This window comes from Sporofaciens sp. JLR.KK001 (assembly GCF_036941055.1).
GTDB lineage: Bacteria > Bacillota > Clostridia > Lachnospirales > Lachnospiraceae > Sporofaciens.
This window is the reverse complement of sequence record NZ_JAYMNO010000005.1, coordinates 14,368-36,453: the sequence shown is the minus strand read 5'-3', so window position 1 is coordinate 36,453 and position 22,086 is coordinate 14,368. Positions and strand designations below refer to the sequence as shown.

General features: G+C 44.3%; 17 protein-coding genes. 2 read left to right on the top strand and 15 right to left on the bottom strand.

The window, feature by feature from the left end:
* Positions 1-275: 275 nt before the first annotated feature.
* Together VSQ62_RS32215 and VSQ62_RS32210 are read left to right on the top strand one after the other, a co-directional pair.
* The gene (locus VSQ62_RS32215; protein ID WP_334638776.1) at positions 276-1,901 is read left to right on the top strand and encodes an AAA family ATPase; all 1,626 of its coding nucleotides are present in this window, start codon (positions 276-278) and stop codon (positions 1,899-1,901) included.
* 167 nt (positions 1,902-2,068) lie between these two features.
* Positions 2,069-3,754, top strand: coding sequence for an AAA family ATPase (locus tag VSQ62_RS32210; protein ID WP_334638775.1), 1,686 nt, complete (start codon positions 2,069-2,071; stop codon positions 3,752-3,754).
* Between the two features lie 40 nt (positions 3,755-3,794).
* Here VSQ62_RS32210 and VSQ62_RS32205 read toward each other — a convergent pair whose 3' ends face one another.
* From VSQ62_RS32205 to VSQ62_RS32135, 15 genes are all read right to left on the bottom strand, one after another.
* Positions 3,795-4,988 carry a DUF4422 domain-containing protein gene (locus VSQ62_RS32205; RefSeq protein WP_334638774.1) on the bottom strand — a complete coding sequence of 398 codons (1,194 nt, stop codon included), beginning with the start codon at positions 4,986-4,988 and terminating at the stop codon, positions 3,795-3,797.
* A gap of 59 nt (positions 4,989-5,047) precedes the next feature.
* Entirely contained in the window at positions 5,048-6,205 is a 1,158-nt protein-coding gene (locus VSQ62_RS32200; RefSeq protein ID WP_334638773.1) for a glycosyltransferase, read from the bottom strand.
* 25 nt (positions 6,206-6,230) lie between these two features.
* Positions 6,231-7,358, bottom strand: coding sequence for a methyltransferase domain-containing protein (locus VSQ62_RS32195; RefSeq protein WP_334638772.1), 1,128 nt, complete (start codon positions 7,356-7,358; stop codon positions 6,231-6,233).
* Between the two features lie 11 nt (positions 7,359-7,369).
* On the bottom strand, positions 7,370-8,230 hold the full coding sequence (locus VSQ62_RS32190) for a glucosamine inositolphosphorylceramide transferase family protein (RefSeq protein ID WP_334638771.1): 861 nt from the start codon (positions 8,228-8,230) through the stop codon (positions 7,370-7,372).
* Positions 8,231-8,245: 15 nt separating this feature from the next.
* Complete coding sequence (locus VSQ62_RS32185; protein ID WP_334638770.1) at positions 8,246-9,682, bottom strand: CDP-glycerol glycerophosphotransferase family protein; 1,437 nt, start codon at positions 9,680-9,682, stop codon at positions 8,246-8,248.
* A gap of 18 nt (positions 9,683-9,700) precedes the next feature.
* A complete protein-coding gene (locus VSQ62_RS32180; RefSeq protein WP_334638769.1) occupies positions 9,701-10,945 on the bottom strand; it encodes a rhamnan synthesis F family protein in 1,245 nt (414 codons plus the stop codon).
* On the bottom strand, positions 10,942-12,090 hold the full coding sequence (locus tag VSQ62_RS32175) for a rhamnan synthesis F family protein (protein WP_334638768.1): 1,149 nt from the start codon (positions 12,088-12,090) through the stop codon (positions 10,942-10,944). Before VSQ62_RS32175 ends, VSQ62_RS32180 begins: the two co-directional genes overlap by 4 nt.
* A gap of 20 nt (positions 12,091-12,110) precedes the next feature.
* Positions 12,111-13,394 carry a GT-D fold domain-containing glycosyltransferase gene (locus tag VSQ62_RS32170; protein ID WP_334638767.1) on the bottom strand — a complete coding sequence of 428 codons (1,284 nt, stop codon included), beginning with the start codon at positions 13,392-13,394 and terminating at the stop codon, positions 12,111-12,113.
* A gap of 14 nt (positions 13,395-13,408) precedes the next feature.
* The gene (gene aepY / locus VSQ62_RS32165; protein WP_334638777.1) at positions 13,409-14,533 is read right to left on the bottom strand and encodes a phosphonopyruvate decarboxylase; all 1,125 of its coding nucleotides are present in this window, start codon (positions 14,531-14,533) and stop codon (positions 13,409-13,411) included.
* An 87-nt stretch (positions 14,534-14,620) separates the two neighbouring features.
* Positions 14,621-15,742 carry a phosphonoacetaldehyde reductase gene (locus VSQ62_RS32160; protein WP_334638766.1) on the bottom strand — a complete coding sequence of 374 codons (1,122 nt, stop codon included), beginning with the start codon at positions 15,740-15,742 and terminating at the stop codon, positions 14,621-14,623.
* Positions 15,743-15,753: 11 nt separating this feature from the next.
* A complete protein-coding gene (gene aepX / locus VSQ62_RS32155; RefSeq protein WP_334638765.1) occupies positions 15,754-17,763 on the bottom strand; it encodes a phosphoenolpyruvate mutase in 2,010 nt (669 codons plus the stop codon).
* A 31-nt stretch (positions 17,764-17,794) separates the two neighbouring features.
* Positions 17,795-18,757, bottom strand: coding sequence for a sulfatase-like hydrolase/transferase (locus VSQ62_RS32150; protein WP_334638764.1), 963 nt, complete (start codon positions 18,755-18,757; stop codon positions 17,795-17,797).
* A 274-nt stretch (positions 18,758-19,031) separates the two neighbouring features.
* The gene (locus tag VSQ62_RS32145; protein ID WP_334638763.1) at positions 19,032-19,715 is read right to left on the bottom strand and encodes a hypothetical protein; all 684 of its coding nucleotides are present in this window, start codon (positions 19,713-19,715) and stop codon (positions 19,032-19,034) included.
* 19 nt (positions 19,716-19,734) lie between these two features.
* On the bottom strand, positions 19,735-20,838 hold the full coding sequence (gene wecB / locus VSQ62_RS32140) for a non-hydrolyzing UDP-N-acetylglucosamine 2-epimerase (RefSeq protein ID WP_334638762.1): 1,104 nt from the start codon (positions 20,836-20,838) through the stop codon (positions 19,735-19,737).
* Entirely contained in the window at positions 20,839-22,083 is a 1,245-nt protein-coding gene (locus VSQ62_RS32135; RefSeq protein WP_334638761.1) for a glycosyltransferase, read from the bottom strand. It abuts the gene before it with no gap.
* Between the last annotated feature and the right edge of the window lie 3 nt (positions 22,084-22,086).

The following is a 22,086-nucleotide window of genomic DNA, read 5'->3' as shown; positions in this document are numbered from 1 at the left end:
ATTACGAAAAACTACATATTTTCGTAATAATTTTTTATTCCATTTTCTTAAAAATTCTCATTTTTCATAGATTCATTTATCGGTTACTTCTACCTCCCCCGAGTCCAATCAAATCCATTGAAATCCAGTTATTATCATACAATCCACTGTCATTGACCTATAATATATGTTATACTAACAGCAGAAAAGAACGTTTTTATAAGAGCTGAATCTGATATCGCCTCTCTGACAAAGAAACCGACGAATTATTTACAAAATCCTAAAGGAGCATTATTATGGGTATCTTCTTAGACAGCAGAAAGCCTTACGAGAATTTTAAGGAAATCCTCTCTGAAAAATATTTTGTGGATAAATCTATGTTGATCCAGGAATTAATTCCCTCCATTGGGAAGTGGAATCGTTACTTCTGTATTACAAGACCGCGCCGCTTTGGGAAAACCGTCATGGCAAACATGATCGGCGCTTTCTTTGGCAGCGCCGTAGACAGCCGACACTTGTTTGACAATCTGGCGCTCGCCACAGGAGAAGACGGCAAGGAGAATCCCGACTATCGTAAGCATTTGAACCAACATCATGTCATCTATATTGATTTCAGTGAGGTCCCCAGACAATGCACCAGCTATTTTCAGTACATCGACCGCATCCAGAATGGTATTAACAAGGATCTCTCCGAAGCATATCCTGAGTTTGATATTCATATAGGTGACGCCACATGGGATATCATGACAAATATCTTCCAAAAGACCGGTCAGCGTTTCTTCTTTATCTTAGACGAGTGGGACGCCTTATTTCACATGTCCTTCTGCACGCCAGAAGATCAGGAAGCATATCTTCTGTTTTTGAAATCACTGTTGAAAGACAAGGTTTATGCAGAACTTACTTATATGACAGGGATCCTTCCCATTGCCAAATATTCCGACGGCTCTGAACTGAACATGTTCTTGGAATATAATATGGCAACTTCAGAACGGTTCAGTGAATATTTTGGATTTTCAGACTCGGAAGTAGATTCACTTTTTGATATCTATCAGAAGACCACTAAAGAACCCCGGATCAGCCGGGATGAGTTAACGTCCTGGTATGACGGCTATCATACTGCTTCCGGCGGCAGGCTCTACAATCCCCGCTCCATTGTGTGCGCATTAACAGACAACCAACTTAGGAATTACTGGACAAGCTCTGGAACTTACGACTCTATTTTTAACTATATCAAGGATAATACCGATAACGTACAAGATGATCTGGCTCTATTGTTCGCCAAAGAAGCAATTCCGGCTGATATTCAAGAATACGCGGCAGTTTCCATGCGTCTGTCTACAAAGGATGAGATCTATTCGGCAATGGTCGTCTACGGTCTTCTGACTTATGCAAACGGCTCTGTATTCATTCCGAACAAAGAGCTGATGGACAGCTATGCCTCCATGATGAAAAAAGAAAGGTCTTTGGGATATATTTACAATCTTGCAAATGCTTCCCGGAAAATGCTTCAAGCAACGCTGAATAAAGATACAGAAACAATGTCGGAAATCTTACAGTTTGCCCATGACACAGAATCTCCCATTCTCTCCTATAACACGGAAACAGAATTAGCGGCAATCGTAAACTTAGTATATCTGTCCGCGCGGGATCAGTATCGTGTTGAACGAGAAGAAAAAGCCGGCAAAGGGTTTGTTGATTTTATCTTTTATCCTGAACATCGAGATTCTGCCGCTTTTATTCTCGAACTAAAAGTAGACAGCACGCCAGAAAAAGCTATACAGCAGATAAAGTCGAAGAATTATGCTCTCCGCCTCAGAGGGACGCTAGGCGAAAGGCCGAAATATACCGGGAAAATCTTTGGAATCGGAATCAGTTATGATAAAAAAACGAAGAAACACACCTGTAAAATAGAGGAACTTTAAGAATTATGAGAATCAAATGGAATCTCGATATATTCATGCAGGATACTCTTTCGAGCGTGCCGGACAAAAACACAGGCGCAGCGGGCTGCGATGAGGCTTTTTGTTTTGTGCGATTGGACGCATAGACAAATAGAGATGATAGTAAAAGCGAAAGGAGCGCGGGCATCATGACCAGAATGATCGGAATCGGTCACCAGAATTTCGAAGAATTAGTTACAAAGAACCTGTTTTATATCGACAAAACATTCTTTATTAAAGAATGGTGGGAGAATAATGATGTAGTCACCCTGATTACCCGTCCCAGGCGTTTTGGAAAAACATTGAATCTGAGTATGGTAGAATATTTCTTTTCGACTCAATATACAGGAAAAGAAGCTCTGTTTCAGAACCTCTCTATCTGGCGGAATGAAAAATACCGAACGCTTCTGGGAACCTATCCGGTTATTTTTATTAGTTTTGCAGACGTAAAAGAAACTACATTTCACAACACAAGACAAAAGATCTGCCAGCTTATCACTGATCTATATAATAGATTCGATTTTCTATTGGACAGCGGACTATTAAATAGTAAGGAAAAAACTCTATATCAGTCAATTTCCGCTAACATGGAAGATTACCTGGCATCCGGATCTCTAAAGGCTCTGTGTGATTATCTGATGCGTTACTATAGAAAAAAAGTTATTATATTACTGGATGAATATGACACCCCCATGCAGGAAGCCTACGTCAATGGCTTCTGGGATGAACTGACTTCGTTTATCCGCAATCTGTTCAATGCCACATTTAAGTCCAACCCCTATCTGGAACGAGCCCTTATGACCGGAATTACCAGGATCAGCAAGCAATCTGTATTCTCTGATCTCAATAATCCAACGGTGGTTACCGTTACTTCCGATTTATACACAGATAGCTTTGGATTCACACAGCAGGAGGTATGGGATGCTCTGGATGAATACGGACTATGCTCAAAAAAAGCGATGGTAAAAGACTGGTACGATGGATTTACATTCGGCAAACAAACAGATATCTACAATCCCTGGTCCATTATAAATTATCTGAAGTTCGAAAGATTCTCCACATACTGGGCAAACACCAGCAGCAACAACCTTGTCAGTAAGTTGGTTCGCGAAGGAAGTGCAGATGTGAAGATTATTATGGAGGATCTCCTGAAAGGAAAAACATTCTGTACACAGATTGATGAGCAGATGGTATACGACCAGTTAAACTATGATGAAAATGCAATCTGGAGTCTTCTTCTCGCCTGTGGTTATCTGCGCCTTATCAATTATCATCTGGATGAAGAGTGGGGAACGGAGGAATATGAACTTGCAATCACGAACAAGGAAGTCCGGATCATGTTCAAGACGATGATTGACGGATGGTTCTCCAGATTCACCCCGGCATATAATGATTTTATCAAGGCGCTCTTATCAGATGACGTGAAAGCCATGAATATCTACATGAATCGGGTTGCTTTCGCAACCTTCAGCTTCTTCGATACCGGGAAACACCCTTCCAGGCATACAGAACCCGAACGCTTTTATCATGGTTTTGTCCTCGGTCTTACAGCGAACCTTGCCGCACGCTACGTAATCACTTCAAACCGGGAAAGCGGATTCGGAAGGTATGATGTGCTATTGGAACCGCTTGAAGATTCGGACGATGCCATCATCCTGGAATTCAAAGTCCGCGATCCGGATGAAGAAGCTACGCTTGCAGATACCGTCCAGGCGGCTCTTGCTCAGATTGACCAGATGAAATACTCTGCCTCTCTGGAAGCAAAAGGCATTGCACCAGAACGAATCCGGAAGTACGGATTCGCATTCGAAGGAAAGACAGTCTTGATTGGTTAAGACTACTCCGCCGTTTCGGGTAATCCGTAACGGCGGAGCATCATATCAAAAATTTACACCCCGAATACATAATATTAAGTCGGTTCTCTGCCCATTTGTCCGCCGCATGATACATGAAATACAGCGTCTCCAACGTCTCTGCTATATATCCGATGTACCGGTCCGACCGTTCTGCTCCTTTCGGAATGCTCAGTTCTTCCACCCGCTCCAGAATCGGGAACAGCCAGCCACAATACTCCTTAAGCACTTCTTTTCTCGCCAGGATAATATTATAATTATAGAAATACTTCTGTTTCAAAATATCTTCAAATGCTTTTGCATACCCCGGCTGTAATTCCTGAACCGCACTTTGCACCGCCTTCCAGTCCGCTTCCTTCAGATACCTCTTATGATGCTCTTCAATGTCTGGTTCATACGGCATCGGGTAGGGCAGGACCACATCCACGCCATTGTCCACAAGCCGCAGCACATCATCCTCTGTCAATTCCAGGATCCTTCTATAATGCGACAAACCATAGTATTCATTCCACGCGCTGTCGGATAGATCGCTTCCCTGGCTGTCAGTTGAACCGCTTCCCAGACAGTTTCTCCAGATCCAGTAGAGCGCCGTGAGTTCCGAATAATTCCCATTCTTTGCGGAAATATTTTCTCCGTCGCAATCTAAAATATCAGCAACACGCTTCTGGCTCCGTACCGCGCCCACCTGAATCGGCGTGATCCATTCCGGCAGGTCATAATCGACAGATAACGGCTTATCTCCATGGAACTTCGCCATAAATACATGCAGGTCAGCCCTATGGAACCCAACAGGGAGCGCGCGCAGCGGCATAAACTCCTTCTCACCCGCATGATGACAATTCATGAGCTCCGCCCATCGCGAAGACGTTAAACGCACATAACAAAGCAGCCCATGCTCCTTAAGGCTCGCCTCGATCGCAGGCATCATATTCTCCGGTGTTGCGATCAGGATCTCGATGTTCCCCTTCTCCTTTGGGGATAATGATCCGGAAAATGCTTCTAACTCCAGCACAGGGATTCCGGATAAATACTCTGCATTGCCGCCCCTTTCCGATACCAGGAAACATCGGATACGTCTGCGCGGATACAGGTTATGTATTGCTTCATAGACTCCAAGCGCCGTGCCCTGGGCGCCGTATATAGCCAGATCCATCGCTTTCCCTTCTTGTTTCCGGCATGAATTACCACACTCACATCTGCTCCCCTGCACTTTCATATTCCCTCCTGTTTTATGCGATGTACTCTCTAAGCCTCTCCTACGGTGAAATGGGCGCATCATTTCATCGCTGCACAAAGCGCTGTATCATATAAACAGCTCAGCTTCTCACACGATGCCTCTATACTATAGCCCGTCTGCCGGAATGCTTCATCTATCCGGCATTTCCAGATCCCTTCCCGGTTTCCCGCAGCCATATCCCCTGTCTTCGCCGCTTCAGCCAGCGCCTCCGCCCAGCATTCCTCTTCCAGCGGAAGGAATTCCACCAGCCCCGTGATATCCACTTCTTCCGTCACCAGATCCGATACCAGGCACCGCAAACCCGCAGCCTGCGCCTCTATAACCGAGATCGGAAGCCCTTCGAATCTCGAAGGCAGGCAGAACACATCCATCGCCTGCAGGAAATCCGGCGTGTCCTCCCGCCATCCATAACACGCGATCTGTTCCTGCATTCCCAACTCCTCTACAAGCTTTTTCACTACAGATATATTCTCCCCCTGCCCCATCAAGATAAGATACAGCCTCTTATCCTTCTCATATGCCCTTGCAAAGCAGCGGACCAGAAATTCCTGGTTCTTCGCATAACTATACCTTCCTATATGCCCGACCACAACCCGGTTCCCGATTCCAAGCCTGCCGCGGATGTCTTCCCTCGTTTCCCGGTGATACCGGAACCGCTGTACGTCAACCGCATTCGGAAGGATCTGTATCCTGTCCCTGGGAATATCCTCCGGAAAGAGCCAGTCCGCCGCCACATGGGAGCAGGCGCATATATCCGTCGCATAATCCATGGAAAACCTGCTTTTATAATAAATATGGTCCCTCCACAGCTTCTCCCGCTCCGCCGGATCCACAAAATCTATCCCCGAACTATGGGAATGGACGATCACCTTCGGGACCTTCATCTCCATAGCGATCTCTTCGATCAGGAATCCCCGCCATGAACTTGTATGCAAGTGGACCGCATCGAATCCCCTGCCCAGGACATTCCTGATTTCCCTGGCAAATGCTTCCCTCCCGTCTCTTTGAACCGTGTCCAACTGATACACCGGGAACCGGAAATCCTCGTATTCCCTGGTCTTCTTAAGGCTGTCCGCCGATTTTGTCAGAAAGGAAAACTCGTATTTTGACTGGTCTATATACGGCATGTGGTTGAAAATATATCTGTATACACCGTTGCTGACCTCCGGCGGCGTCATATGCAAGATCCTAATCATCCGCCCCATCTCCTCATTTCTTTCTTTATTTCTTTCTTATAACAGCCGCTACGATCAGCTGGTAATTCGGATCATGGAACTCCAAGTCTTCCCGGCTTAATTCTTCACTGCTGATCCCGTATAAAAAAGCCGCAGAAGCCTTTACATTTCCATAGGTAAACACATCCACGGACTCCACCTCTGCAATCCCTTCAAACAACCGTCTCATCGACTGCTCCGTAAAGCTCCAGAAATGTCCGTAATGAATCCTCTCATACTGTATGATCTGCGAAATGCCGGCAGCCGTGATAAGCGCTGTCCCTCCTCTTTTCAGAAGCTTCACGATCTGGCATACTGCGGCCCGGACATCATAGATAAACGGCAAAGTCTGGGTACAGATCAGGCAGTCCACGCTTTCCGCCTCAATGCCTTCCCCCGTAGACAGATCCCCTTTGATCTGGTTGATCTTTGGCGCCTCCCTCTCCACATGGAGGATCACCGATTCCGTAACCTTCTCCCCGCCGAACCTCTCCGTATAGGCACGGTCTCCGATCTCCATCACTTTTCCGCCAATCCACTCCTTCTGAAGATCCAGAAACGCTTCTATATAATACCTGTCAACCGGCGTTCCCCGGCACATGCCATAGGTATCATCCAACGGAGCCGGCGGAAGGTTCTGTAAAATACCGTCCGCTTTCGGATATAGCGGCGTATCTTTGAGGCTTTCGGCAAGCTTCTCCAGGTCTGACGGATCTATTTTCATATCCAGCCGATGCTCCCTGTTCCGGTAGAAGATATCCCCTTCCTCCCAGATCAGCTCACCGCCGTTTCCAAACAGCATCCTTTCAAATGTGTTATAAGGTCCTATCTCCGGGCCAAACCGGAAACGCTTTGCAGGCACCCCTAATTCCCGAAGCTGCCCGGACATATCCCCAAGCGCATAAGACAATAAGATCACCGGCACATCCGGATCTTGAAGCATATCCGGGAACTTTCCAAGATCTGCCGGGTTCATCACAATCTCACGGTGTTCTATTGACGGATAGATCGGATCTCCCGGCTTTACTGCGTTATCCAGTATCGCTATTACCTCATACCGTCTGTACAGGCTTTCCTTTTTCCGCTGATATACCATGCCTCTCCCAAAGAGGATCACTTTTTCCTTCTGCTCCATAGTACGGCTCCTTAATACTTATTCACAAAAACCCGGCGTGTCCGCCTTGACGCAAGATATTCCGCCAATGTCGGCTGGTAATATTTCACATCGATCACCTCCAGGCCGCCAAGCCTGTTATAGGTATGTACCCCCAGGATCTTCTTCTCTGTCTCAATCCTCAGATTCTTAGGGGAAATACGCTTCACTGCGTGTTCCTTATATACCGGCTCCAGAGAGTCGATCTCACTGAATACAAGCCCTGCGCCGTAAGAATTCCGGCAGTCCTGCGACACCCTGTAGAGCCTGCCGTTACGCCGTAGAATATTCCCGCCCGGCCTTGCCGTCCCGACATCCCTTGTAATAACCACCGGCTCTGTCATCGTACCGTCCGCTCTTTCTTTCGCCAACAGCAGTTCTCCTTCATCCCCTGAAAATGTCGGCGCAAAAGTAAAGATATACCTCTCCTCCCCCTGTTGTAGGAACGTCGTATCCACATATCTCGCATTACAAAACAGGCATCCTGTCTGTTCCCATTTATCCGGGAACTGTACAAGCCTGTATATCCCTACTTCATTCTTCTGCCAGGATTCCGGGCACATAAAAAGCTCCCCATCCCGGACAAATACATTAGGATAAGAAAGATGCCAGTGCTCGTCCATCGTAACCTGCCATTCTCCAAACCTGCCGTCCTCATAGACACAATACCCGATCACGCCGTTCCTCTCCGAACAGTATAAGAACAGTTCTGCAAAGAGATACATCCGCCCCTTGTATTCTACTAAAAACGGATCCGCAGCCCATGCATAATCCGGATTGTTTACCAGGCGGAACGGTTCACCTTTTGATGTCCGGTACGCGATCTGCCAATGCATGTATCTTAACTTATTCATATATTCTATCCCTTTCTACTGGAGATCCAAAACATGCTCTCTTAAATACGCGGCTACCTTCTCCGAGGCATCTCCTCTGTCATAATTCCCCATAGAATCCATAAATGACGCTAATCTATCCGCATAACTCTCCTCGTTAAAGTTTTCTATCTCTTCTACCAGTTCATCATTAGAATGTGCTTTCACATAAGGGAGCCTGTCCATTGGAATATAAAAATTCCGGTCTTCCAAATATTCCCTGTAATCCTTCTGGTACAGGAATACCGGCCTGCCCGTATAAGAAAAATCATACATACACCCCGAATAATCCGTGACCAGGACATCCGCCGCCGCAAGAAGCTCCTGAAAATCATCATACTCTCCCACAAAAAGATACTCTGCATCCTTCCGGAAAGAATACTCCCGATAATTGACCGGATGCCTGCTGACCATCATCTGAAAACGTTTATGAAATCTCTGTTCCAGAGCGCACACAACCCGCTCCAAATCCAGGTCATAGCACTTTTCATCCGCATAATCCCTGAATGTAGGAGCGTATAATACAATTGCCGCCTCTTTCCCGACCTGGTAGAACCGGCACACCTTCTCCCGCGCCGCTTCCATATCCCAGAACACATCATGCCTCGGCAGCCCATACTTCAGGATTACCCCATCATACCAGAAGGAGCTTCTGTATAATCCCGTATAAAACTCACTTCCCGACAGAAAAACATCCGCCATTTTTGAATCGTTCTTCGCACCTTCTATGTAATATGCCGGGAGCTTATCCTCCACATCCTTTTCCACCCTTTTCACCGGCGCCGCGCCATGCCATGCCTGGACATAGAATTGCCCCTCCCGCTTCCTCACAGACTGCCCTTTCCTGCTGTTGTCAATCCATACTTTTGCCGTGGCAAGCTCCCGGTAATATTCCTCACTGCCAAAGATAACCTGCCTGATCCGTTCCGGAAAACTCTCCCTATAATGGGAGACTGCCCACACAAGCTCCAGTTTCCGCTCCTTGTCAGCTTCCAGAAGTTTTTCCGCGATATATTTTGGATTGCCCCCATAGCCTTCTCCGGACTGGTTCTGCAGCAAGACCTTATGCCCATCTACCGGCTCCCGGTACAACGCTTCATAGAAACGGTCCAGAAGCTCCCCGGAATCCACACAACAATAGCCAGAGATCCCATTCTCCCTTAAGACTTCCCGGATCTCATCCTGCAAGCCTTCCTGCACCGCCACGACCACCAACGCTTTTTTCAGCGTCTCCGCCTTGCCTGCCAGTTCAACAACCTTAAGCCCAAACTTCTCCGGTACATTTCCACCCAACTTTGTGACTACAAACGCCCTGACCTTATCCTGCATCCCCTTCTGCTTTAAATAAATATAAAAAATATCCGCAACAGCGCCTGCCCCGTATATGTAAAGGGTATCCGCCATCCTGCATTCCCTCATTAATCCCGCTTTCATGCCTGCCCTCCTGTAATTCTATATACCCTTTTCCCACATCCTTATATAATTCTGGCATCCGCGTTCTTCAAGCAGCTTTGCAATCTCATCCTGTACCTCCAAGGCGTAGACCGTGATGACCACCGCCCTTCCCGGCAAGTGCTCCAACCGCTCCAATTCTATCACGGGAATACAATCCACCATGGAAACCCCGCCGCCCTTGCTGACAACAAACCCTTCCGGCTGTATGTTTTCCTTCCGTAACAGCGACAGGCAGAACTGCCCCATTGTCCCGGCTCCATACAGATATACCTCCTGGTTTCTTTTTGCAAATTCGATCACGCTGCTCTTATTGCTTCTATAACGCTCCAGATCAGCCAGGTTATTCACAGGGAAAAAGGGCTCTGCCTCCTTGAAGATCAGGTTCGCTGCATGCTGCAGGTAATTGGTCTGTATCGCCGCATACGCTTCCGTCATCACCGTACCTGTATCATATCCCGCATCCTGCGCGACATATGGGAAGATACGTTCAATCCCATAACTCAGGTAATCCTGCCTTCGCAGCCCCTCGTCGTCAAAATCCGAGTATTCCCATCCATGATCAAATAATTTCTGCAAAGCATCCCTTCTGAACCAGAGCGCCGTCCCTATGGTAACCGGCGGCTTGTCCTGCCTTATATCCGTATCCAGGCAAAGTTTTTCTACAAGCTCTTCCGTGATCCCAAAGGAATCATGCCAGCCATATCCATACCAGGTACAGAAATGATCCCCCACCGGTTCCGGCGGTGCAAGCACCCCTAACGAGGGATTCTCTAAAAACAGCTGCAGGACACGGCCGATATATCCCGCGCTGCCAACCGTATTTCCCCATAAGTTTTTGATCCACAGCTCCGTATCCCTTTTTACCTCCGCACTGCGCTCCTTCTTATCATGTAGGAAGCAGACATATTCATAATCTTTTATTAAGTCCGCGCAGGTAACCAGAAGGGCGCTCACGTCACGCCCGCGGTTTTCTTTCAGAATATACCGAATATTTTTTCTGCCGGATGCTTCCATATGTCTTCTGGCCTCTCTTAAGACTTCCTTCCGGGATGAAACCAGGCAGACATGGATTGCTTCCGGTATCCCGTCAAGATAATGCAAATAAACCGAAAGCGTGTCCAGGTAGTATAAATAGACGATGATCAATGTATCAGAATATATTTCCTGCCAAAGAGCCTCCGGAGCAGAAGACAGAACATATATTAAATTGTTTTCATATCGTATATCATATACATTTTTCACGATTCCCTCATCTCACTGCCGTACTGCGGACAATACAATTGTCCGGCGCTCAAATCATCTTTTACTGTTTGGTAAACCTCATGAAATGCTTTTTCACCCAGTGCCAGTATTACTCCGTCGTCTTCCTGAAACTTCATATCGTCATAAGCAGATACCTGCACTCTATCTTCTTCAGGCTCTATCCGGCTTACAACAAATCCCTCAAGCTTCCATCCCTTATATTCAAAATATCTTGAGATCCCTTTGCCATATATCCCATGCCCATAAATAAATATCCTCTCGTGCATATCATAAAATTCTTTTAATCGATCCGGTTCAAAAGGAGCAATTGGATTCATGTAACCGTTCCTGCATAATCGAGATGCATTCGCACCGATCAGCTGCGTTTGATAATCCGTATTTTTTCTTATATGATCCATGACGCCGTTTAGCATTTCCAAATTCATCAGGCATATCGTTTTTTTCTTCAAGACTGGAAATTTATAATTACAAATCAAGTCCTGGAAGTAACAAATATACGGATTATTTCCTTTTTCCATTTTTATAGGGATATGATCTGTATATGCGCTGTTCTTAAATCCTTTTTCCGTAAAGTATCTCGTAAAATGGATTTCAAATCTCTCAACTGTATCTATGTAGGATCGCGGATACTTAAGATTATTCCAAAACTCTTTCCAGAAAAGCGATAAGAACATTGTCCTTTTACAAACGAGAAAATAACTTTGGATATGCGCCGGCATCTCTTCGCCCGTTGAAATCCTACGTCCGCCTCCGGGATGTCGGCTTAATCCCCAAAAATCTGCTTCTTCTTTTTCCATGAAGCGAAAAATCTCTTCCCATGGATGTATCGGTCCGTAAAATGTATCGTTGAAAAGAATGATCTCATCCCAGTTGACCCATTCATCTTCAAGCAAACGTTCTGTAAAAATATCCTTGTATGCGCCGACATCATACCCCCGATTCTCCCTTACGAATATGCTGTCAGAGAACTCTTTTATCCTATTGTATCCTTCACAATTCAATTCTCCATTTATGATAATGATCAATTTCCGGACGATATTATGCATACTCTTTAAGAGAACCTCTACATAATCGTCAACCTGTCCGGCGGAATCATAAAATATAAAAATACCAATTCTCTTCATTGCACGTTTCTTTCCTTTCATCAACCAATATGCCCTATGATCTGCTTCAAATATTCCTCATCTGTTACTTCCGTAATTTCAGCCGGCGGAAGCTGCGATACATACCGATCCGGAATTGGCACGCGTTTTTGTGCACCTGCCAGATACCACCCATAATCCATATCTATCTGCCCAATATCCACTGCCTGAAATCCTTTTTTCATCAAATCATAAACCAGAAGTTCAGACACCGTTCCCAATACGACCAATATCAGGCAACTTTTCTTCAATTCCAAAGCCTTATCTAATATTTCATCATACTTTTCAAAGGAATTCTTTGTCGGACACAGAAGCCTCTGCAGAGACCTGACATTATCAAACAGATCATTTCCATATCCCGTTCTTGTCTTATCCCCTTCGATCAGCACCACATCCCTGTTATTCCATATCTTTTTGATCAGAGATAACCTTTTCCATGTATCTTCGCGGTTTTTATATGGAAAATATGACTTAAACATATATGCGTCATAATATACTCTGTTGTGGTCTAATACAGACATATGAAACCGCCGGGTCTCTTCCTTCATATAAAACCGGATCCCATCTGCCGAATCTTCTGTATACATGTCCAGATTTCCGTAATTACTCGCAATACCAATCAAAAGTTTTTCCTCTTTTGAAACCAGAACTTCTAACAACCGATCGGCGAGCTCTGCCGAATAGTTCTGAAAAACAGGACCTTCTTTGCCCTCCATAATATTAAACTCTCCATCACCATAACGTACAAGGGAGCATCCTTCGTTAACGATCTTATCCACAGCTTCTTCCGTGGAGGCGATCCTTGGAAACTGATACAAATCTTTATTATATTTGTCTATAATCTCGTAACCAATATTATCAATCCGGGCTTTTAGGTCTCTTTCAAGGCACGCAACCTTTTCTTCCAATATCAGGATTTTCCACTTTTGCTGATCTATAACGTGAAAATACCGAGACTCTTCACAGGATGATCCATTAAAAAAAACAATGATTTTTGAAAAATCCGTATGATTTTCCTTCTTTAATTGATATAAAACAGCTTCATATCTGACAATTCCTATAATCAGAACATCATAGTCTTCTGCAATCTCTTTAAATGATAAAATCTTTATATTTTCATATGTTTTACCATGTTTTGACGGGTCATTGTCTACAAATCCAAGGACCTGGCAGTTTTCCGTCTTTACAGCCTGCAATACCTTTCTGCCATATTTCCCTGTTCCCCAGATATATACTTTTCTTTTGTCTTCCCGTTTTTCCTGCCTTGTATCTACCTCTGATCTCACGCCGATTCTCCCTTTCACTTCAATTTCATCAGATAATCCATGAATCCTTCCTTATTCTTCACTGCACTGGTTGTCGGTCTTCCAAGATCACTGCGGGAGCCGACTGCACACTTGACCTCTATCAGCGCTAATTCATTCCGTAATCTCACTGTCTCCAGCTCCTTTTCCAACTCTCTATGATCATCTACACTGATCGCATAACGATAACCGCATGCCTTTGCAATGGCTGTCAGATCCATCCTGCCTGCAACCGTCGGCATTCCCCCAACTGTCTCGTGTGCGCTGTTATTGATGACAATATGAATCATATTCTTCGGCGCATTTGCTCCGATCAAAGCCAGTGCTCCCATATGCATCAATACTGCACCGTCGCCATCCACACACCAAATCTTAGTATCCGGTTTCTGTTGTGCGATCCCCAATGCAATTGACGAACTATGCCCCATTGAACCAACCGTCAGGAAATCATACTTATGCTCCTTACTGCCCGCTTCGCGGATTTCAAAAAGCTCCCGGCTGGTCTTTCCGGTCGTAGACACCACCGGATCCTTCCCGGAATACTTCACAATATACCGAAGAACCTCCTCACGAGTCAGTTGGTTCCCATTTTGATATTTGATTTTTTTCTTATAGGAAAGCGCCCCTTTTCTAACTACAAAAGCAACATCCCTTCCTGCGGCAAGCTCCTTTCTGAAGCCTTCCATCGCCGCTATAATCTCGTCTTCCACGGTCTCCTTGCTGATAATATAAGAAGAGACGCCTATATCCTCCAAAATCTTGAGAGTGATCCTTCCCTGATGGATATGCTGAGGCTCATCCTTCACCCCCGGTTCTCCCCTCCATCCGATCACAAAAATTACCGGAATTGCATACACTTCACTGCTTAACAGAGAAACAACCGGGTTGACTGCATTGCCTTCACCGCTATTTTGCATATATACCACCGGGATCTTCCCGGTAGCAAGATGGTATCCCGCCGCCAATGCCGTACCATTTCCTTCATTTGCCGCAATCACATGATGCAGCGGATCAATGCCGTATGTATCCATCAGATAATCACACAATGCCCTTAACTGGGAATCCGGCACTCCCGCATAGTAATCTGATCCCAATATTTCAACAAACTTCTTCACATCCATCCCGCATTTATCCCTCATTTCTCATATACACGCCTGACACCGCCCCATCACAGCGCCCAGTCAACCGCAAGCCGCATGATATTGGCTTTACACATTGAAAATCTGACGATACAGGCATTCTATATCTTCTGGCTCCAAACATATCGGATTATTTCTTAACCGGACAATATTTACAGATGTCTTCAAGAATTGTAACTCTTCAGAGGCTCTCAAAACCGGCGCTTTCAACCCCCACTCATCCAAAATCCCGGCAAACAGGCTTACAGCCTCATCAATCTCCCGGCATCCCATAATCCTGGCAAGCTCCTTAAACCGACGTTCCAGGTATCCCTCTCCTCTCGGGTCAATACACTGATCCAAATGTGAGGTCATATAGGGGAGCAACTTCGCTACGCAAATCCCTGCCGCATGCCCATGGGCAATCCCATACAAACTGGTAAGCTTATAACACATCGCATGACCGGCAGTCGTCTGTGCAAGATTAATTGCCTTCCCTGCCACATGAGATGCCTTTAGCATTTCTTCCTTGCCTTTTCTGTCGTTTACAAGATATAAATCCTTATATCTCAGTATTCTTTTTATAGCATCCATTGAATATGCACGGCTTTCTTCATTAGAAAAGACAGACCAGAACGCTTCCATTGCATGACACAGTGCGTCCATTACCGTCGCTTTTCGTTGATATTCCGGCAATGTATCCAGCGAAGACGGATCCATCACCACCACCGCCGGCAGACAGCTATCATCTGATATGGACTGTTTCTCCCCACGATAATAAATCACGGCAAATCTGGTCGCCTCACTTCCGGTACCTGCTGTCGTCGGCGCCGCCAGAAGTTTCGTCTGATTCCGCTTGACAGTCTGTAACAAGAGATTTTGTTCCGGCTCCATATCTGAATACAATTTAATACATTTCGCTACATCTATAGCGCTTCCCCCTCCAACTGCCGCAACCATATCACAGCCTTCTTCGCGAAAAAGCCTGACCCCTTCTACTACCGCGCTATACTGTGGATTCGCAGTATAATCCCTGAATCTGACAACTTTGATCCCTGTCCGTTTCTCCAGTGTCGAGAAATAGACTGCCATCCTTACCTGCCCGACAGAATCTCCGCAGACCAAAAAAATCTTCTTTACACCCTCATTTTTCAAAAAATCATCTAATTTCTCATAACACTTCGGCGGCGTCAATATATATTGTCCCTGCATCACTTGATTCCTCAGCTTTCATCCGGTATCAAACGGATAATCTCGTTAATCGGCATACAGATCTCATCGCACTCCATTGCACGATGGTGTTCCAGGATTAGCCTGGCAGCATGCTGCATAGCCGGAAACCCAGTCCTTGTCAACTGATTGGCATATATAACAATATTAATTCCATGCTGTCTGAATTCTTCCTCTTTTACACAATGAAAAGATGTCGGCACTACTATCACCGGCGTCCTGCCGTCCGACTTTCGGAAGCGATCTACAAACGTAAAGATTTCCTCCGGTTCTTTCCTGCGGCTATGTATCATAATTGCATCCGCACCTGCTTCTACATATGCATAAGCACGTTTCAACGCATCTTCCATCCCTTGTTCGAGAATCAAACTTTCGATCCGGGCGCAGATCATAAAATCTTTTGTCTTCTGTGCCCTTTTCCCGGCTTTAATTTTTTCGCAAAAATTCGAGATACTATCCTGCGTTTGTTTTACTTCATTTCCAAACAATGAATTCTTCTTTAATCCAATTTTATCTTCGATGATCACCATGGAAACGCCCATACGCTCCAATGTCCTTACCGTATAGACAAAATGTTGCGCCATGCCGCCTGTGTCTCCGTCAAAGATGATCGGCTTCGTCGTCACTTCCATAATGTCATCAACCGTCCGGAATCGAGAGGACATATCGACCAACTCTATATCCGGCTTCCCTTTTGCGGTAGAATCACAGAGAGAACTGATCCACATAGCGTCAAACTGACGTGCCCCTCCGTCCTGATATACTGTCGTATTCTCCGCAATAAGCCCTGTCAGCCCGTTATGCGCCTCTATTGCAGTCACAATCCCTTTTATCGAAAGAAGCTTTTTCAGACGGGCGCGCCGCATCTCAGGAATAGAAAGTTCTTCCCGTGTTCTCTTTTCCAACTCTTCATACCGTTTACCTGCCGAGTAAGGGAACTCAACCAGACATCCTCCATATCCGGCAAGAACAGACACCACTTCATCACGAATCGGTCTTTGAAACCCAGTTATCCAGTCATCTCCATGTACGACATATGCCGGCTTCAACCGCTCCAGATTCTCCTTATAACTCAAAGTCTGCTGTTCAATTACCTGGAATACTCCTACGATATTTTCAAACATGCTTTTTCTTTCTGAAAACGGAAGCAATGGAAACCTCTTATAACCAGCCACGGCTTCATCCGAAAGAACACCGATAATTAATTTCCCCAATTTCTGTGCCTTTTTGATCATCGCAATATGACCGCTGTGGAGAATATCTGTGGCAAAACACATATAAACGATCCTATTTTCTATTTCATGCAGACGGCTGCGTACAACGGCAAGATCATCCGGATTATCAACCTCACTGCACAACTGTCCCCTGATATCCACCGGGCAGATCTCACAACCATCCGATACCATATTCAGGGCGTCTTCTGCATAACATTTTACTTCTCCCTCTTCACAGAAACGGATGATCTCATCCAGCCATACTTTCCAATCCTTCTGAAGCAGCTTGTATAACGGCTGGGCGCACACAGCTTCATGAAAGAAATCTATCCCTACTTTTTCAATTCTTCCAGCTCTTACTACTGCCTTAAAATCTTTCTCAGGAAGCGCCTGCAGTGTGCTCACTGCCATACAACTCTTTTCACTGCCTACGATTTCATCAAATACTGCATTTTCGAACACCAAGTCCCCGTGCATCAGAATCAGATCATCATCCAGATATTCCCTGGCGCAGTAAATAGAATATATATAATTTGTATCCTGAAACGCAGGATTCTTCACAAAAGTAAAACACAACGGCAGGTCTATGTTCTGACAATATTCCACCAATACATTGTCATAATATCCCGTAGTAATAATAACCTCGTCAATCCCCGCGTCCTTTATTTGTTTCAATTGTCTGCTCAAGATCGTCTCCGTACCAGATACTTCCGTCATACATTTCGGCTGCTCAGAAGTGAGTACTCCCATACGGTTCCCCATCCCTGAATTTAGAATTAATGCTTTCACGGCGCTCCCTCTCTATTTATGCTGTTCAACATCATATCTGATGTATATTTTCGAAATCCAATTCTTTCATCTTATCCGGACATTCTGCATGCTGAAATAAACGCCCTGCCTCTTCCCGGAGTTTTTCCCTATAATAATAAAAATTCTGCCGGATCTGCCGTATTGCTCCCATATCAATGATAAACAAATAATGATAAGACAGATTGCTGTTCAACTCCCTGTCCACGTGCAAAATTCCCTCTTCGTATACAAAAAAACGCAATAAATTATTCTGACAGAGCAGATCCATCTCAATGTCATACATCTCCATTCCTAGATTGCTTGCCATGAACAGGAATCTTCCGTCTGTCAGACAATAGCCTTTATTAAAAGAGTTCTTCCTGACCGGCTGCGCCGCATATGCGTTTCTCGCTATCACATATTCTCTGCTAAAAATCCCAAGCTCATCCCACTCAAATTCTTCTTCCGGCATCTCCAACAGTTTTTCTGTAATCTCCCGGATATCTAATGTACTTAAAAGATTCTGACAATTTCCTTTTTTTACCAGACGATCGTCATAAATCCAAAACGGCGTATGGATCAGTCCTGCATATGGCTCGATTGCATGTGTCAATCCATTATGAACCCCATGTGCGAAATAGTCGTCGCCATGATCTCCATAAAAAATAATTGTCGTATTGTCCATACATCCTTTCTTCTCCAAAAGTCTCATTACTTCGTCCACACAAACATCCATGTATTGATAGCCCCGCCTTCTCCGATCCAACCCGCTGTCAAATCTGCAATCGGAGATCTTGTGATTCAGCGCCACATTACTTACCGCGTTACACAACAACAGGGCAAACGGCTTCTCTGTATCCAAGCTCCTCTCTATCTCCGCAAAATAACTTCCATATTCTGTAAAAGCCTCCAAATCATTTCGAAATCCGGCGATATATCTCTCCTTCGCGCTCTTGCAGTCCTCGCCGCCGGGATAATACAAAAGCCTTGTCATATAGCCTATCTCCTTTAAATAGTCAAACAAGGACTCTTGATAGCAATAGCGCTCCGGAATACTATTCATATTGTCACAAGATTCATATTGAAGCATCCCGCCGTATAACAAATCACCAATTACCATCAAGGTAGAAGTTGCAGTGGAAAAATATTTTGAAAAAGACAAGGATTTTTCTTCCCAATATAACAAATTGGGGAAGAATTCCTTGTTCGTTCTATAATTTGTATAATTTAGACTCTCCAAATGCATTAATACCAGATTCCGCATATTTCTATCTCTTTTCTGTATGATTCAAAGTTTTATATACCAATTCCTGTATAGAGATTACCTCTATGTGATTTTTCTCGCATAACTCCCGTTCAATCTTCATATAGTCTTTTGATGTGGTTACCACGATCAGATCCGTTTCCGGTAATACATTAGCATCCGCGCCTTCTTCCGTCGGGTTACGCAGAATCTTTATACCTGCTTTCTTCAGTACGCGCATCAGACGTTCCGCCAACAGATCTGCCCCGTAAACCGCTATCCTTTTATACTTTTTGGTTCTGAAAAATGCTGCCGCTTCATTACCATCCTCATATAACCGCATCCAATAATCATCAAACAAAGGATTTTTGTCATAGCTGATCTGTTCCACATACTGTTCAAAGATATTGTCAATCAAAAAAATCTGCTCTTCTTTATATCCATCCTGAACCAATTTATCTCTGATCTCATCAAAGTAAACATCCGTTGTAACCATGATCTTGTCAAATTCATTTTTAGAAAAATCATCTATATTATGTATCAGAAATCTCTGTCCGTTATGAAGAATCTCCCTTCCCCAGAGTTCCGGGTTTCTGTCTGCAAAACCGCTTATCTGTATCTCATTTTTAAATATACCCATACTAACAAATTCTTTAAAATCAAACAAAATGTCATATCTGTTTCCGATGCCGTATATTATGACTTTCATATAGTTACACCAGCTCCCTTTATATCTTTTCTTTGCCTGATAATATTCTTACAATCCGTTCTGATGCTTTGCCATCCCCATATGGATTCACTGCTCTGCTCATTTCTTCATATACTTTTTCATCTGATAATAATTTCTTTATTTCCGGATAAATCCTATCTTCTTGTGTCCCCACAAGCTTAATCGTGCCGGCTTCAATTCCCTCCGGACGTTCCGTTGTATTTCGCATGACCAAAACAGGTTTTCCAAGCGACGGCGCCTCTTCCTGGATCCCTCCGCTATCTGTCAGTACCAGATAGCTTCTTGCCATGAAATTATGAAAATCTACCATATTCAATGGTTCGATCATTTTAATCCGGTCTGTCCCGGCAAACACTTCATCAGCAATCTCACGTACCAGTGGATTTTTATGCACTGGATAGATCACCTTTATATCCGGGAATTCCTGAACAACTCTTTTCAACGCGCCAAACATATTTCTCATCAGATCCCCAAGGTTTTCCCGGCGATGCGCAGTCAGTAATATCAATCTGCTATCTTGAGCCCATTTCAAATGTTCATTCTCATAATCCGATCTGACCGTTGTTTTTAACGCGTCTATTACCGTATTTCCAGTCACATATATTCTTTCCGTTGGTTTCCCTTCTTTAACAAGATTCTCTCTTGCATGCTCTGTAGGGGCAAAATATATATCACTTACAAGATCTATTACCTGCCTATTAAACTCCTCCGGATAAGGAGATGCTAAATTATACGTACGTAATCCTGCTTCAACATGCCCTACCCTGATCCCGGCATAAAAGCATACCAACGAAACCGCGAATGCCGTCGTTGTATCCCCGTGCACTAGAACAATATCCGGTTTTTCCTCCTCTATTATTTTTTGTATATTCTCAAATATACGCATCGTTATGTTAGACAGTGTCTGATTTTGTATCATAATATTCATGTCGTAATCTGGTTCAATATGAAATATATGCAAAACCTGATCCAGCATCTCCCTGTGCTGCCCTGTCACACAGACCACCGTTTGAATACTCTTATCTTTTTTTAGTTCTTTTACCAGAGGGCACATTTTGATCGCCTCCGGTCTTGTACCAAAAACAATTAGTATATTCTTCATTTATTCCACCAATGTTTGATCCATAAATTTGCATAGTCGTTTCGACTGGTTTTGTCTTGAGAAAAATTCGATCTTATGACTGCCAACATAATTTTTATTTTTCTTTTCGATGAATTCAATAATTTCTCTTTCTTTTACAGAAGCAATTCCCTTCTCCGTATAATTCATCACCTTCGCAACATCCGAATGTTCCGGGACGATTGCAAGAATAGGCGGTTTCTCCTTTAGCAATTCATACACTTTCCCCGGAACCGTAGTCATCAATGCCTGATCTTCCGAATGGATCGAACTCAATACAATATTAATATAAGCCTTTTTCTGTTCCTGTCTGACAACATCCTCGCTGACTGCCGCCAATACTTGAACATATTCTGGCATTTCTTCCTGCCGTACAATATTTCTGGCTTTTGCAGTCATATTCCCAGGACTCGCCGATCTAACTATAAGCTTTATTTTGTCACGGCTGTTTGTATTAATCTTTTTCAGGCATCTTACGAGCAAGCGAAAGCTTTCCAGTCTGTGCAGATACAATGTTCCTGCATAATAAAGGTATTTTTCCGTTTGAATTTCCCACGCACCCTGTTCTTCTGTTCTATCTGCGTCCCAACCGTTATACACAATCTTCATTTCCTTCTTGGGATAACGTGCTTTCAGTATTTTCCGGAATCCCGGAGTGACTGTGACAAACGCCGATGCTTTTTGCAAGACATATCTTTCTATTAACCTGTCGATCAAAAAGGCGCGTTTATACCCTGTGGGAGATTCCGAATAATCACTTATAAGATCCCTTATGTCTGCAATAAACGGAACTTTTAGCTTGCGGGACAGATAGCATGCAGCAAAAAGATTCGTCATTGGCGGGAATGTACCGATAATAAGATCTATGTCCTTTAACCTCTCCAATATCCCCTCTGTTTTCACTTGTTCACACCACCCGATCCCGCCTGCTTCTATAGTTCGCGAACAATACTTACCTCTCTTTAAAAGTTCCAATATCATATCCCATCCCGGATTTCGTATTTCCGCATTATGCCTGACATTTCCAATTCGAATAACTTGTTCCTTATCAATCGGAATTTTCTGCCCGAGACTTATTCCTGCTTCCCGGTTTTCATAATGCTTTGTCGTTAATACGTAGGGAATATAGCCGTTTTCTTCGAAATATTTACACATAGTCCCATATCTTTTTGAAGCTATCATACTGACAGGCGGAAAATAGTAGGAAACGATCAATACCTTTCTCATGAA